The sequence below is a fragment of the Streptomyces sp. NPDC048584 genome (assembly GCF_043199595.1).
GTDB lineage: Bacteria > Actinomycetota > Actinomycetes > Streptomycetales > Streptomycetaceae > Streptomyces > Streptomyces edwardsiae.
On record NZ_JBICWF010000001.1, the window covers coordinates 148,322 to 162,807 of the forward strand.

General features: G+C 71.6%; 13 protein-coding genes and 1 pseudogene. 6 read left to right on the forward strand and 8 right to left on the reverse strand.

Annotated elements, in window-relative coordinates; genetic code table 11:
- Positions 1-12: 12 nt before the first annotated feature.
- Complete coding sequence (locus ACGFR9_RS00680) at positions 13-459, reverse strand: PPOX class F420-dependent oxidoreductase (protein ID WP_393201483.1); 447 nt, start codon at positions 457-459, stop codon at positions 13-15.
- Between the two features lie 47 nt (positions 460-506).
- Here ACGFR9_RS00680 and ACGFR9_RS00685 point away from each other — a divergent pair, with 47 nt between their 5' ends.
- On the forward strand, positions 507-1,736 hold the full coding sequence (locus ACGFR9_RS00685) for a serine hydrolase domain-containing protein (protein WP_393201486.1): 1,230 nt from the start codon (positions 507-509) through the stop codon (positions 1,734-1,736).
- 1 nt (position 1,737) lies between these two features.
- On the opposite strand, the gene ribA is transcribed toward ACGFR9_RS00685, so the two are convergent.
- A complete protein-coding gene (gene ribA, locus ACGFR9_RS00690) occupies positions 1,738-2,397 on the reverse strand; it encodes a GTP cyclohydrolase II (protein WP_393201489.1) in 660 nt (219 codons plus the stop codon).
- Positions 2,398-2,438: 41 nt separating this feature from the next.
- Between ribA and ACGFR9_RS00695 the strand changes: the two genes are divergently transcribed.
- Positions 2,439-3,239, forward strand: a complete 801-nt coding sequence (locus ACGFR9_RS00695; RefSeq protein WP_393201492.1) for a creatininase family protein — start codon at positions 2,439-2,441, stop codon at positions 3,237-3,239.
- Between the two features lie 188 nt (positions 3,240-3,427).
- Here ACGFR9_RS00695 and ACGFR9_RS00700 read toward each other — a convergent pair.
- The 5 genes and pseudogenes from ACGFR9_RS00700 to ACGFR9_RS00720 form a co-directional block, all read right to left on the reverse strand.
- Positions 3,428-4,288, reverse strand: a pseudogene (locus ACGFR9_RS00700) (lysylphosphatidylglycerol synthase transmembrane domain-containing protein); the annotation flags it as partial.
- Positions 4,285-5,259, reverse strand: coding sequence for a class I SAM-dependent methyltransferase (locus tag ACGFR9_RS00705; RefSeq protein WP_393201495.1), 975 nt, complete (start codon positions 5,257-5,259; stop codon positions 4,285-4,287). The gene ACGFR9_RS00705 and the pseudogene ACGFR9_RS00700, both read right to left, overlap by 4 nt.
- Complete coding sequence (locus ACGFR9_RS00710) at positions 5,256-6,359, reverse strand: glycosyltransferase family 4 protein (protein ID WP_393202726.1); 1,104 nt, start codon at positions 6,357-6,359, stop codon at positions 5,256-5,258. The genes ACGFR9_RS00705 and ACGFR9_RS00710 overlap by 4 nt, the downstream gene beginning before the upstream one ends.
- Before the next feature lie 110 nt (positions 6,360-6,469).
- Positions 6,470-6,868 carry a 6-pyruvoyl tetrahydropterin synthase family protein gene (locus tag ACGFR9_RS00715; protein WP_393201498.1) on the reverse strand — a complete coding sequence of 133 codons (399 nt, stop codon included), beginning with the start codon at positions 6,866-6,868 and terminating at the stop codon, positions 6,470-6,472.
- Between the two features lie 114 nt (positions 6,869-6,982).
- On the reverse strand, positions 6,983-7,978 hold the full coding sequence (locus ACGFR9_RS00720) for a zinc-binding alcohol dehydrogenase (protein WP_393201501.1): 996 nt from the start codon (positions 7,976-7,978) through the stop codon (positions 6,983-6,985).
- A gap of 108 nt (positions 7,979-8,086) precedes the next feature.
- On the opposite strand from ACGFR9_RS00720, the gene ACGFR9_RS00725 reads away from it, so the two are divergent.
- Positions 8,087-8,848 (forward strand): CDP-alcohol phosphatidyltransferase family protein, encoded by a 762-nt coding sequence (locus ACGFR9_RS00725; RefSeq protein WP_393201504.1) that lies wholly within the window; start codon positions 8,087-8,089, stop codon positions 8,846-8,848.
- Positions 8,849-8,900: 52 nt separating this feature from the next.
- On the opposite strand, the gene ACGFR9_RS00730 is transcribed toward ACGFR9_RS00725, so the two are convergent.
- Positions 8,901-9,440, reverse strand: a complete 540-nt coding sequence (locus ACGFR9_RS00730) for a hypothetical protein (RefSeq protein ID WP_393201507.1) — start codon at positions 9,438-9,440, stop codon at positions 8,901-8,903.
- Positions 9,441-9,771: 331 nt separating this feature from the next.
- Here ACGFR9_RS00730 and ACGFR9_RS00735 point away from each other — a divergent pair, with 331 nt between their 5' ends.
- The 3 genes from ACGFR9_RS00735 (at position 9,772) to ACGFR9_RS00745 (ending at position 14,443) form a co-directional block, all read left to right on the forward strand.
- Positions 9,772-12,618, forward strand: coding sequence for an ABC transporter substrate-binding protein (locus tag ACGFR9_RS00735; RefSeq protein ID WP_393201510.1), 2,847 nt, complete (start codon positions 9,772-9,774; stop codon positions 12,616-12,618).
- Entirely contained in the window at positions 12,615-13,202 is a 588-nt protein-coding gene (locus tag ACGFR9_RS00740; RefSeq protein WP_393201513.1) for an HD domain-containing protein, read from the forward strand. Before ACGFR9_RS00735 ends, ACGFR9_RS00740 begins: the two co-directional genes overlap by 4 nt.
- A 326-nt stretch (positions 13,203-13,528) precedes the next feature.
- Positions 13,529-14,443: a YceI family protein gene (locus ACGFR9_RS00745; protein ID WP_393201516.1), complete on the forward strand. Its 915-nt coding sequence runs from the start codon at positions 13,529-13,531 to the stop codon at positions 14,441-14,443.
- The last annotated feature ends 43 nt before the right edge of the window (positions 14,444-14,486 follow it).

Genomic DNA, 14,486 nt, shown 5'->3' on the forward strand with positions numbered 1-14,486 from the left:
GGGGTGGTTGTCTCACGCCCCGGCGCGGTGCGGGATGCCGTACGCCCGCTCCACCCGCAGCCGCAGCACAAGGCGCCGGTCGCGGACCATGGCGGCGCGGTACTCGTCCCAGTCCGCGTGCTCGCCGCCGACGTCGCGGTACAGCCGGATCAGCTCCTCCACCGTCTCGTCGTACAGGTTGCCGGCCACGGGCGACAGGTCGGCGGTGCCCTCGGCGACCGTGTAGGCCCAGCGGTCGTCGCTGGTGACGTGGTAGGAGGCGCGGGGGTCGCGGCGCAGGTTGGCGGTTTTGGCCCGGTCGTCCGTGAGCGAGACGCGGATGACGCGCTCGTCGGGGTAGTAGGCGTGCATGACGTTCGACAGCTGGGGCCGTCCGTCACGTTTCAGTGTGACGAGCACTCCGCCGTGCCCCTCGGACAGCAGGGCGAGCAGTGCGTTCTGTTCGGCGTCGTGGGTCATGACTGGTTCAACGCCCCGAACGGGGCCGGCGTTCCCCGAGGAGACCGATGACAGTGCTGCGGCAAGAGGCCGATCCCTCCGAGGCCGGACTGGACGCGGAGGCGCTGAAGCGGCTGGACCGCCACCTCGCCGGCCTGGTGGACGAGGGGAGGCTGCCCGGTTTCCTGGTGGCCGTCGCCCGCGGCGGTCGGGTCGCGCATCACACGGTGCACGGGGCGCGGGACGTGGCGGCGGGGCTGCCGGTGGAGAGTGACACGCTGTGGCGGATCTACTCCATGACGAAGCCGGTGACGGCGGTCGCCGCGCTGATGCTGGTGGAGGAGGGCCGTCTGTCCCTGGACGACCCGGTCGGCGACCACCTCCCGGCGTTCGCGCACCCGCGCGTGTACGAGTCCGGGTCGGGCACGGCGATGCGCACCCGCCCGCCCGGGGGCCCGCTCCTCGTCCGCCATCTGATGACGCACACGGCGGGTCTGACGTTCGCCTTCTACAACTCCCACCCCGTCGACCAGCTGTACCGGGAGGCGGGACTGGAGTCGTCGGTGGCACCGGGCAGGGATCTGGCGGGCACGACGGAGGTGTACGCGAGCCTGCCCCTGCAGTTCGATCCGGGCACGCAGTGGAACTACTCGGTCGCCTCGAACGTGCTGGGCCGGATCATCGAGGTCGTGTCGGGCAAGCCACTGGACGTGTTCCTCGCCGAACGCGTCTTCCGACCGCTCGGCATGACGGACGCCGGTTTCGAGGTGACGGACGCCCAGGCGGAACGGCTGGCGGAGCTGTACGGCGAGTCGGACGACGGCGGCATCGAGGCCGTCCCCGGCCTCCCTCTGCGCGGCCGCCCCCGGTTCCTCTCCGGCAGCGGCGGCATGGTGGCCTCGGCCCACGACTACCACCGCTTCATGGAGGTGCTGCGCCGGCGCGGCGAACTCGACGGCGTACGCCTGCTCGCTCCCACGACGGTGGACCTGATGACCCGCAACCACCTCCCCGACGGAGCCGACATACGCGCCGTCGGCAGCCGCCCCGCGCACGACACCCCCGGCAACGACGGCATCGGCTTCGGCCTCGGTGTCTCCGTCGTCGTCGACCCGTCCCGTACGCAGGCCCCGTCCGCCCTCGGCAGCTACGGCTGGAGCGGGGTGGCCACCACCACGTTCTGGGTCGACCCGGGCCGCGACCTGACCGTGCAGTTCCACACACAGGTGCGGCCCAGGTCCTCCCACACCGTGTTCCGGGACCTCAAGCGGCTGGTGCACGAGGCGGTGACGGGCTGAGCTACGACAGGTGCGCCACCGCGTCGAGATGGGGCAGGTGGTGGTCGAGCCGCTCCCGCTTGGTGCGCAGGTAGGTGATGTTGCTCTCGCACGGCGGTATCAGCAGCGGCACCTGCTCGGCCACCTGGATGCCGTGCCGGATCAACGCCTCGCGCTTGCGCGGGTTGTTGGACATGAGGCGCACCGAGCGGACGCCCAGGTCCTGGAGCATGCCGGCGGCCGCACCGTAGTCACGGGCGTCCACGGGGAATCCGAGGGCCACGTTCGCCTCGACGGTGTCCAGGCCCTCCGCCTGGAGGGCCATCGCCCGGAGCTTGCCGAGCAGGCCGATGCCACGTCCCTCGTGGCCGCGCAGATAGACGACCACGCCCGCGCCCTCGGCGACGACGGCGCGCAGCGCGGAGGCCAGCTGGTCGCCGCACTCGCAGTGCTGGGAGCCGAAGGCGTCCCCGGTGAGGCATTCGGAGTGCAGCCGGGTGAGGACACCGTCGGTACCGATGTCGCCGTACACGAGGGCTACTTGCTCGTCACCGCGGTCGTGGTCCATGTAGCCGACCGCCTGGAACTTTCCGTACACGGTGGGCAGCGGCGCATTCACGACGCGTTCCACACCGGTCCGCCGCTGGGGCTTCTTGCCGAGGACGCCTACTTTTTCTGTCATGATTCTCGAGTTCCTAAGCAGAGACGAAAGGCCGTGACGATATGGGTGGTTCACAAAAGCGGTCGGCGGCATACGGCCCGGTGCACGGTCTGTTGCCGGCGGATACTACAGAGGATGTACGGACGCGGGGCGCCGACGTCTCACGGCAGATCGCGGTACTTCCGGTCGGGAGTTTCGAACAGCACGGTCCCTACCTGCCGTTGGCGACCGACACACTGGTCGCCTGCGCGATCGCACAGGAGATCGCGGACGCCTATCCGGTGCATCTCCTCCCTCCGGTGACGATCTCCTGCTCGCACGAGCACGCGGCCTGGCCGGGCACGGTCTCCCTCTCCTCCGTGACCCTTCACGCGGTGATACGGGACATCGCCGACTCGCTGCGCAGGTCGGGCGTGGACACCCTGGTGCTGGTCAACGGGCACGGCGGAAACTACGTACTGGGCAACGTCGTTCAGGAAGCCTCGGCGCGAGGCGAGCGCATGGCGCTGTACCCGGCCGCGGAGGACTGGGAAACGGCCCGCACACGGTCCGGCGTGGTCACCTCCCTCCTCACCGACATGCACGCCGGCGAAATCGAAGCGTCCATCCTCCTGCACACGCACCCCGAATTGCTCCGCCCCGGCTACGAAACCTCGGACCACACAGCGGACGACCGCCGCCACCTCCTGACAATGGGCATGGCCCCCTACACGGATTCGGGCGTCATAGGCCGCCCCTCCCTGGCATCGGCGGAAAAGGGCAAGGAACTCCTGGCGGCCTTGACGGATTCCTTCTCGGCATATATCTCACTGCTGACAGAAGACAACGAACCGTCACCGTTCTCCACCCCGTCCGGCGTTTGAGGACAACCCCTCTCCACCCCGTCCGGCGTTAGAGGACAACCCCTCTCCAGCCCGTCCGGCGATTGAGGACGAGGCCCGGAAGGCCGACCGGGGGGTCCGGGGGCAACGCCCCCGGGGACGGGAAGGGAAGGGGCGGCGGGGGCGAGAACACCACGTCGAACGACCAGCACCACCACCCCCGGCAGGCTGGCCACCAGACTCAACACCCCGTAAAGCACCGCAACGGTCAGCCCCCGCCCCGCCCCCAACCCCGCCGCCCCGAACGCCCAGGCGGTGACCCCTTCCCGAGGCCCCCACCCCCCCACATTCAGCGGCAGCCCCATGGCCAGCAACGCCAGCACAGCCAACGGCACCAGTTCACCCACCGACGCCCCCACCCCCGCCACATCGGCGGCCAGCACGAACATCGCAACGTACCCACCCAGCACCACGACGGACGACAGAACCACCACAGGCGCACTACGCCGAGAGAACAACCCCTCCCGAACCTCAGCGACCCAGGCCCGCCGCCGCCCGACGGCCCCCCGCCCACGGTTCATCCGCAGAGCCACCCCCACCGCGAGCGCTCCGACAGCCCCCAACCCCACCAGAGGCGCAGCCTGCCGCACAGCCCCCCGCACCGGCGACGGCATGCAGACCAACACACCCGCCCCCACCACGAACAACGCGAGCTGCCCGGCGGTCCGCTCCCACACCACCGCCCGCACCCCCCGCCCCATGTCCCCGGCACTCCGCCCGTGCCGCACGGCGCGATGCACATCCCCCAACACCCCGCCGGGCAAGGCCGCGTTGAGAAAGAGCGCACGGTAGTAGTCGGCGACGGCGGCACCGAAGGGCAGCCGGATCCCCACCCCCCGGGCCACGACCACCCACCGCCACGCACTGAACACGGTGGTCACGACGCCGATCCCCACCCCGGCGAGCAGCGTCCCCCCGTCGATCCGCCGCAGCCCCTCCCCCAGCGCCCGGGTGTCGACCCGCCACACCAGTACGGCGAGAATGAGAACCCCGCCCAGCGCCCCCAGCCGTGCGCGCGACCGCGCACTCATGCGTCCCCGTCCACCGGCCGGCACAGGGCGAGCAGATCACTGTGATGGACGACGACCCGCAACTTCCCCGCGGCACAGGCCTCCAGCCGGGAGGCCAGATACCCTTCGGCCCGTGAGGCGAGCTCGGGCCGCTCCTCCACCGCGGCTCCCACCCACCCCCGCAGCCACTGCTCGGTCAACGAGGCGTCCGCGGGCCCGAGCCGCCAGGGGCTCGGGTTGATCCGCACGGTGGCCCCGTGCTCGGCGAACAGCTCGGCGGCCACGTTGACGGCGTCCGGCCCGAGCATCCCGCCCCGCCGCTGATGGGCGTTGAACGCCTCCATGATCTCCCGGTCCAGCGGGTGGGGCTCGGTCAGCTCCACCCGCCCGGCCACGGACAGCGTCAGCAGAGCCGTGCACCCGGCGCCCGCGCAGGCGGCGGCAAGCGCCTCGATCTCCTCCCGGCCGAGGACATCGAGCAACGCGGACGCGGTCACCAGCGAGGCCCCGGCCAGCGCCTCCGGCGTCAGCCGGGCGACATCACCCCGCCGGGTCTCCACGGTCACATGGCTCCCGTCGGCGGCGGACCGGGGCGAGGCGACGGCGGCGAAGTGCAGCAGATACGGATCCCGGTCGTGCAGCACCCAGTGCTGGGCACCATCCAGCCGGGGCGCGAGCCACCGTCCCATGGACCCGGTCCCGCACCCGATGTCGTGGATGACGAACCCGTCCGCCCTGCGCGGCAGATTGGCGAGCCGGATCCGCAACGGATCGAGCAGGTCGTACGAGCGGGCGGCGGCGTCCGCCGGTTCCCGCAACTGCAGCCACTCGGGCGCGTAGCGGGCGGGTTCGTCCTCGTCGTCGTCCCGCAGCCGCAGCGTGGCCCGCTCGCCGGGGCGGAGCGCGGGTCCGGCGCCGGGGATGACGTCCCGGACGCCGGGCCGGCCGGAGACCGTGCCGTCGTGCTCGGTGGTGGTCGCCGGGTTCGTCATGCGGCCCTCCGCGGTTCGGTGGGAAGCCGGCGCAGTACGGCCGCCAGGCTCTGTGCGGTGCCGGCCCAGCCGCCGAGGGCGGCCCGACGGCTGCGGGCGGCGGACTTGAGCCGGCGCCGTACGTCCGCCTCGCCGAACCAGTTGCGCAGTTCGACGGCGATGGCGGCGGGATTCTCCGGCGGGACGAGGATGCCCGGCATACCGCCGTCGGGCGCGCGGCCGACGGCCTCCGGCACCCCGCCGACATCGGTGGCGAGCACCGGAATGCCACGCGCCAGCGCCTCGGTGACCGCCATGCCGTACGTCTCGGCGTACGAGGTGAGCACCATCAGGTCCGCGGAGGCGTAGCTCGCGTCGAGTTCGGCGCCCGCCTGCGGACCGGTCAGCTCCAGCCGGTCCTCGAGGCCATGCGTACGGATGAGTCCGCGCAGGTGGTCGACGTACTCGGGGTCGTGCCCCAGTCCGCCGACGAGCGCGCAGCTCCACGGCAGGTCGGCCACCGCCGCCAGCGCCTCGACCAGCCGGTGCTGGCCTTTGCGCGGGGTGACGGCGGCGACGCACAGCAGCCGGGAGACGCCGTCGGTGCCGGGCGCGACGGGGGCGATGTCGGCGCCGGGAGCGGCGACATGGACCCGCTCGGGGGCCAGGCCGTGGTGGGAGACGAGTCGGCGTACGGCCCAGTCGCTGGTGGCGATGACGGCGGGCACGGCCCGCAGGACCGCGCGTTCGCGGGCGTCCAGGTCGGCGGCGACGGCCGGGTCGAGCCCGGTCTCGTCGCCGAGGGGGAGGTGGACGAGGACGGCCATGCGCAGCCGTCCCTCCTCCGCCTCGGGGACGATGATCTCGGGCACCCCGCAGGCGACGATGCCGTCGAACAGGACGACGGCGCCGTCGGGGAGTTCGCGCAGGGTGCGGGCGAGTTCCGCGCGGGCGGCGGCGTCCGGGCGGGGCCAGTCGCCGGGCACGGCGTGCCGGTGTGCCTGCCAGCCGAAGCCGGGCAGGTCGAGGCAGACGCGCCGGTCGTAGGCGTTGCCGCCGCTGGGCGCGCCCGGGTCGTCGACGCCGCCCGGCATGACGAAGTGCACGGAGCGCAGGGACATGGGGATGATCCCGCCGTTCCTCGAGAAGGCCGTCTGCCGGGGAACGTAGTCGAGGCGGGCGGTGCCGGCCCGGTCGGCGGTCGTGGGGGTCACGTCCAGGGTCGTGTCGGTCACAGGTCACGCTCGTAACTCGCCCAGGCGATGTGCGACTCGTGCAGGGTGACGGCGACCTTCGCGATGCCCTTGGCGCCCTCGCCGAGCGCGCCCTTGTGGATGCGTTCGGCGAGCCGGTCGGCGATGACCTTGGCCAGGAACTCCGTGGAGGTGTTGACCCCCGCGAAGTCGGGCTCGTTGTCGAGGTTGCGGTAGTTCAGCTCGCCGACGACGGCGCCGAGTTCCTGTGTGGCGAGGCCGATGTCGACCACGATGTTGTCCTGGTCCAGCTGTTGGCGCCGGAAGGTGGCGTCCACGAGGAATGTGGCGCCGTGCAGGCGCTGGGCCGGTCCGAAGACCTCGCCGTGGAAACTGTGGGCGATCATGATGTGATCGCGGACGGTGATGCTGAACAACGGACGACCCTCCATGTGCGGCGCGTCTGCTCCCCGGCCGATGGCCGCCGGGGATGCCGTGTAGTACGGCTGACTGCCTTCCCGTGTTCAGCCCTCTCTACCTCTTTTCTCAGGTCAGGCGTGCCGGTGCCGCTCCACGGTGTCGTAGCGCAGGCGGTGGCACAGGGCGGGGATCTCGCCGGAGGCGAGGCGGGGCATGACGTCGGGCAGGTCCTCGAAGGCGGATTCGCCGGTGACGAGGGCGTCGAAGGCGGGGTCGGTGAGCAGGTCGAGGGCGAGGGCGAGCCGGTCGGCGTAGCCGAGGTGCGCGCGGGCCGGGGAGACGGTGCCGACCTGGCTGCCGCGCAGGGTGAGGCGGCGGGAGTGGAAGGCCTCGCCGAGCGGGAGGCTGACCCTGCGGTCGCCGTACCAGCTGAGTTCGACGACGGTGCCCTCGGGGCGGAGCAGTTCGAGGGCGCGGCCGAGGCCCCGCTCGGTGGCGCTGGCGTGGACGACTAGGTCGCAGTCGCCGAGGGCGTCGGCGGGCAGGGCGAATCCGACGCCGAGTGCCGCGGCGGTCTTGGCGCGGGCCGGGTCGGCGTCGACGAGCTGGACGCGTACGCCGGGGAAGCGGGCGAGCAGTGCGGCCACCGAGCCGCCGACCATGCCGCCGCCGACGACGGCGATACGGTCGCCGACGAGGGGTGCCGCGTCCCAGAGCGCGTTGACGGCGGTCTCGACGGTGCCGGCGAGGACGGCCCGTCCGGCGGGCACCCCGTCGGGTACGGGGGTGACGGCGTGCGCCGGGACGACGTACCGCGTCTGGTGCGGGTACAGGCTGAACACGGTCCGCCCGACGAGTGCTTCGGGTCCTTCCTCCACCACACCCACGTTGAGGTAGCCGTACTTCACGGGGGCCGGGAAGTCACCTTCCTGGAACGGCGCGCGCATGGCGGTGTGCTGGCTCTCCGGCACTCCGCCGCGGAAGACGAGTGTCTCCGTGCCCCGGCTCACTCCGGAGTAGAGGGACCGCACCAGGACCTCGTCCGCGCCGGGCGCGGGCAGGGCGATCTCACGGATCACCCCTCGGCCGGGTGAGTCGAGCCAGAACGCACGGGCGGTGCGGTTCATCGGAATCCTCCTGAACGATCGGGAAGCTGCACGCGTACCGAGGGGTGCACAGGCCGCGCACAAGGTAGCGGCGTTGATCGACTCTGTCACACGGCCGGAGGATGTTCGGTGGCCCTGAACCACAGTTACGACGCGAGGCTCGTACAGCAGGAGACCGCGGTGGGGGCGGGCGTACAGATCCTGTTGCTCGCCCTCATCGGTACGGCGGTCGGCATGGGCCCTGTGGGCTGGCTGACCGGGCTCGCGTTCGCGATCGCCACCTGGGCGGTGCTCTCCCGGGCCCTGCACCGGTCCCGGCTGCGCTCGTTCGGCGCGGCGAACCGGGTCACGCTCGGCCGTGCCACCCTCGTCGGCGGGGTCACCGCGCTGGTCGCCGAGGCGTTCCAGGACTCACCCCCCGTCTCCCTGTTCGTCGGCCTGACGGCCGTGGCCCTGATCCTGGACGGTGTCGACGGCAAGGTCGCCCGCCGCACCGGTACGTCGACTCCGCTGGGCGCCCGCTTCGACATGGAGGTGGACGCGTTCCTGATCCTGGTGCTGAGCGTGTACGTGTCGATGGCGATGGGTCCGTGGGTGCTCCTCATCGGTGGAATGCGGTACGTGTTCGTGGCCGCCGCGCGGGTCTGGCCCTGGCTGACCGCGCCGCTCCCGCCGAGCACGGCCCGCAAGACGGTGGCCGCGCTCCAGGGTGTGCTGCTGCTGGTGGCGGGCGCGGCACTGCTCCCTCACGCCGTCAACGTCGGTGTGGTGGCGCTGGCGCTGGGCCTGCTGCTGTGGTCGTTCGGCCGGGACGTGCTGTGGCTGTGGCGGACCTCCCGCGTGGGGACGGTCCCGGTCCCGCACGAGGTACGGGAACTGGTCGCGGGCTGAGGGCACACCGCCTCCCCGGCGGCCGGGTCCCGCGTCCTCACCTCGCCCCCCATTACTCGACGCCGGCCGCGTCGAGCAGCCGGATCACGTCCCTGCGCCCGTAGCCGAGCAGCCGGGCCCGGTGGGCCGCCGTGAGCAATGACTGCGTGACGATCACGCCCGCGTGTCCGTCCCGGTCGCACCCGTACCACTCCTCGGGTCTCCCGGCCCCCAGGCCGGTCAGCATCAGCCCGTGCTCCCGGCGCACCTCCGCGACGGTCCCGGCGACCGCGTCCATGAGCGTCCGCCCCGGCCGCTCGCACCGCAGGGCGAAGCACCCCCGGTCCACGGGCACGCACCCCCGCGGCGGACGCGCCCGCACCCCCGCGTACCGCTCGTCGTCCGCCCCGGCGTCCTCGAACGCGTCGTGCGCCAGCACGAACCGGTGGAACCCGGGTGGGACCGGTGGTGGCGGCGGGGTGTACTCCCAGCCCGCGTCCTCGTACAACTGCCGTGTCACCTCCTCCTCTTCGGCGTGGGTCACGGTGAACCCCGTGGCCTCGTTGCGCCCGGTCATCGTGCCGTCGGCGTTGCGGTGGAAGGTGAGACCCATGACGTACTCCGTTCATCACCGAGGGACTGCCCCGAGGGGCTGATCGGACGGACCCATCCCGTCCGTGCCCGTCACCGAATCGAACGGACCACCCGCCCGACTCGTGCCCATTTCGCACAGCCGCACCCGAACGTGTGAACACGCCCACCCGCCACCGGCATGGGTCCCACCAACTCGCCGTCAACAGCCCCCGTTGCACCGCAGCGGTTGTCGGAGTCGGGAGTTATCCTCACAAGGCGCTTGCGACACATGTGTCTTACGACAACGGGGGGTGTCCATGCAGAGCCGTGACCAGAGCTTTCCGCAAGACTGTCCGGGTGGTCATCCGGGCATGTCGACGGAGGCGGGGATCGATGTCCAGCGTCAGCTGGAGTCCCTGATCCAGGACTTCCGGACCAGCGATCCGCCGATGCCGGTGATCGTGCTGCACGCCGAGGACGCGGCGGACGACGACCGTGTCACGGAACTCGTCGACGAGCTGAGCGAGGGCCAGCTGCGGTACGGTACGCGGACGGCCGTCGCCCCGACCGAGCCGCAGCCCGGCGACCTCGACCCGACCGCCCGCGCCGCGCGCCTCCTGTGGGACCTGGGCGACTCGCGCAAGTGGGGCGACCGTTCCGCCGCGTACCGCCCCTACTCCTTTCCCCGCCTCGGTCTGGTGCGCGCCCTCCAGGAGGCGACCGACGATCCGGACATGCGCGAGCACTGGCCGACGGCGCCCGGCGGCACCCCGGACGGGAACGTCCAGCGGGAGCAGGCCCAGACGCAGCTCCTGCGCATCCTGGCCCGGCAGCGCTGGCGTCCCCGCAGGCCCTCGCGCCGAAACCGGCAGCTGCTGCTCAACGATGTGCAGCAGTTCCTCCCCATGGGCGTCCTGGGTGCCTTCACCGCGCTGCTGACCCGCCCCGAGTGGTACATCGCCGTCCTCGCGGGCATCGGCCTGATGGTGCTCCTCGCCGGGCTGAACCATGTCCCCGGACGTGCTCCCCTCTTCCTGTGGCTGCGCAGGGAGAGCCGCTGGTTCCTGACCACGACCTTTCTGCAGTCCGCCGCCCGCCGGCAGTCGACGAGCGTGCGGCTGCTGAGGCCGATCCGTTCCTGGCGGGCGATCGCGGCCCGCGCCTGCGACGTGTCCGAGGCGATGCGCGACGGCGGCGAGTTCCCGCTCCAGCTGTACGTGCTCGCGCTCTTCGAGGATCTGCGCGACAACCACCGGCGCGCCAGCTGGGATCTGCGCGGCTTCAAGCGGACCCGCCCGCCGGTGCTGTTCCTGCGCCGGGCGGCCCGGGAGAACGGCGGGATAGAGCTGATCAGGGCGGTCAGTGACGTCCGCAGCCGGCGCAGCGAGCTCGACCCGCTGCTGATCGTGGCGGGCGTGGCCGCGGACGACACCGCGCTGCTCGACCGGGGCCCGGACGCGAGCCCCCCGGCCAACCGCCCGACACCGCCCTCACGCCTCCCGCAGCGGCTGAGGCACTGGTATGACGAATGGGCGGGTAATCTCCGTGCCGATCAGTCGCCGAGCCGGACGAACGCGCTGCCGTGGGTGCTGCGGATCCCGCTGCCGCACGGCGAACTGGACCAGTTGCGCCAGTCGGACTGGCGGTGTGTCAGGGCCCGGCACCGGCCGCCGGTGGCGCGCGTGGTGTGGTCGGTGCACAGCGTCCTGCTGGTCCTGGCCGTGGTCGTCACGGCCGGCGTCGTCCACGCGCGGGAGCTGGACCGGACGTACTGCTCGGCGGGTCTGCTGACCGCCGACCGGGACACGGAGAAGCGCCCCGCGCCGGGCGGCGGCACGGAGTGCGTGGGCATAGCCACCGGGGACGTCCGCTTCGGCGCGTATCTGACGGGCGGTACGGCAGGTGAGGGCAAGCGGCTGCGGGAGCTGGAGAGCCTGGTCCGCGCCGAGAACAGCAGGGTGGTGCGCGACCACCCCGACGCGTACGTCACGGTGGTGTACGCGGGACCGCTGAGCTCCGCCTCGGCGGACCCGTCCCTGGTGAAGGGCGCCGAGGAGCTGACCGGCGTATATCTGGCCCAGCGCGTGGTCAACGAGAACTACACGGTGAAGCTGCGGGTGCTGCTCGCCAACGGGGGCTCCGACATGGGCCACCAGAAGGTCACGGCCGACGCGATAGCCGCGTACGCCGACCGGGACCCGACCGTCGTCGGTGTCGTCGGCTTCGGCCGCGATCTGCAGAGCAGCCCCGATGTCACGCGCCGGCTGCTCGAGGCCGGACTGCCCATCGTCTCGGGCACCAACTCGGCGACGTATCTGCCGAAGGACTTCTCCAACTGGTTCAGTCTCGCGGCCCCCGACGAGCACCAGGCCAGGGCACTCGGTCTCATCGCCCGCCAGCTCCGTACCCGGCGGGACGAGGTTGCGCACGCTCTCGTTCTGGCGCGGGACACCAAGGAGTCGCAGGACCGCTACACCAGCGAACAGGCGCTGTACGGCGGGGAGATGCTGATCCGTGAGGGCTTCGAGCCGCTTCCCGCCCAGCGCTACCGGGTGGCGAACGGCAAGCCGGAACTGCGCGAGCACGCGGAGAGCATCTGCCGCGGCGAGAACGTCCCGTCGGTGATCTACTTCGCCGGCCGGGTGGAGGACATCGGCCCGCTGATGACGCAGCTGAGCACCGAACCGGGCTGCGCGAACCGGCAGATCTCGATCCTCACCGGCGACGACCTGAGCAAGGCCCGCTTCTCCGGCACCGGCGGCCGGGACGGCGTGGCCCCGCGGATCACGCTGTACCACGCGGCGCTCGCCGAGCTGAAGGAGGCCGCGTCCCGGACCGCCTTCTACGAGGACGCCTCCCACTATCTGCCCTGGCTGAAGGACGGCCGGGTGACGTATGACGCGGCCGGTTTCGCGAGCGGCCAGACGGCCCTTGCCCACGACTCCACGCGTGCCCTGTACTGGGCGGCCAGCCTCGGTGACGTCCCGCAGAGCCGGTCGGCGACCTGGGTGAACCTGCGGAATGTGAGACTCGACGGTATGGCCACCGGCACGATCGACTTCACCGGCGCCCCCCTGTACGCGGAGCGGCACGGCCACAGCATCGTCCTCAACCGGGTCCGCAGAACGGCGGAGGGCGTCTCACAGGCGGAGGTCCTGTGCAGCAGACCGGCGGGCAGCACGAAGCCGCTCAGTGTGAAGGAGTGCTCGATCACGTGAGAATCCCGGACCCCGGACAGATCCGCGCCCTGCACGAGAAACACGCACCCACCGCCGAGGCGTTCGCCGGCGTCCACACGCACTGCGAGACCGTCTGGAGCATCGCCGAGCAGTTGCTCTCCTCACCGTGCCTCGCCCACCTCGACGCCGAACTGGTCCGCGCGGGCTGTCTTCTGCACGACATCGGTGTCTACCGGCTCTACGGCGACGACGGCCGCCTGGACCACGCGAACTACGTCCGGCACGGTCTGCTCGGTCATGAACTCCTCGCCGGTGAGGGGTTCCCGGAGCCGCTGTGCCGGTTCTGCTCCCATCACACCGGTGTGGGCCTGACCCGCCACGACGTCGAGACGCAGCGTCTGCCGCTCCCTCCCGCCGACTATCTCCCGGTGACGGCGGAGGAGCGGCTGGTGATGTACGCGGACAAGTTCCACACCAAGTCCAGGCCGGCGCGGTTCCTCACCCCCGCCGACTACGCGGCCTTCATCGGCCGCTACGGCGAGGAGAAGGTGACCGCGTTCGAGGCCCTGCGGACGGAGTTCGGCGACCCGGATCTCGGCCGTCTGACGCCCGTCCTCCCGTGAGCGCGTTGTGCGGACCGCGTGACGGGACCGCGAGCCGCCTGTGAATCTTCCGGCACCCCGGATGACCTTCACCACAGCAGCGGAGCAAAGAATCGCGATCATCGGGCCGGGCAGGACCCGCTGAACCGCCGGGATCACGGCGGTTCAGGTCCATCAGGCACATGGACGCGCCCGTTTGCGCGCCATGACTCCCGCGCCTCATCACCCTTCCTCCTGCCCTAGGATCGTTCAAACGTCAACTTAGTCGCTTCTGCAACCCATCCCGGGCGGTTCTCGGCGACCGTGAACACGTCCGTCGGTGGCCCGCGGAGGGAAAGGTGAACCGCATGGCCCTCGGACTGCTCCGGCGTTCGCGTTCCCGCAGTGCCTCCGGCGCCGCACCGGACCTCTCGCTGCCTCTGCCGGCCGGCGCCGGCGCCTACGGCTGCGAGGTCGTCGACCCCATGGGCCAGCCCCTGGGCGGAGCCGAGGTCACGGTGACCGCCATGGACAGCCATCGGGTCGCCGCCCAGGGCACCACCGATCCGTACGGCCTGTTCATGGCGGCGCTCCCGCCCGGCTCCTACAGCGTGATGGTCTCGGCGGAGGGCCTCACCCCGGCCCGCAGCGGTGTCGACATCACCGCCGGTGCCGCCCTCCCCGCGGCGCGGGTCGAGCTGCTGCCCGCCCGGCAGCTGGAACTGCCGGCGCCCGGCACCTGGCTGTTCGACCCGCCGCACACCGCGATCCGGTTCATCGCCAAGCATGTCGGCATGGCCCATGTCCACGGACGCTTCACCCGCTTCACCGGCGGCATCCGCGTCACTCCGGACGTGACCGACTCCCAGGTCCAGGTGCGCATCGACGCGTCCAGCATCAACACGGGCAACCGGACCCGTGACAACCATCTGCGGTCCGCCGACTTCCTCGACGTCGAGCACTACCCGTACATCGACTTCACCAGCACCCGGTTCGTCTACCGGGGCGGTTCCCGCTGGACGCTGAACGGCACGCTGACCATGCACGGCACCAGCCGCTCCGTGGGCCTCGACACCACGTACCTGGGAACGGTGAACGGCGGTTACGAGCAGGAGCTGCGCTGCGCGGCCCTGGCGAAGGCCGAGCTGCACCGCGAGGACTTCACCCTCAACTGGCGTTCGATGCTGGCCCGCGGCATCGCGGTCGTCGGCCCGACCGTGCAACTGGAGCTGGACGTCCAGGCGATGTACCGCACGGCGGAGACCCCGATGCCCCCGGAGTAGGCAGCGGCCGCACACCTCGACAGGTTCCCCTTCATAGAGGTCG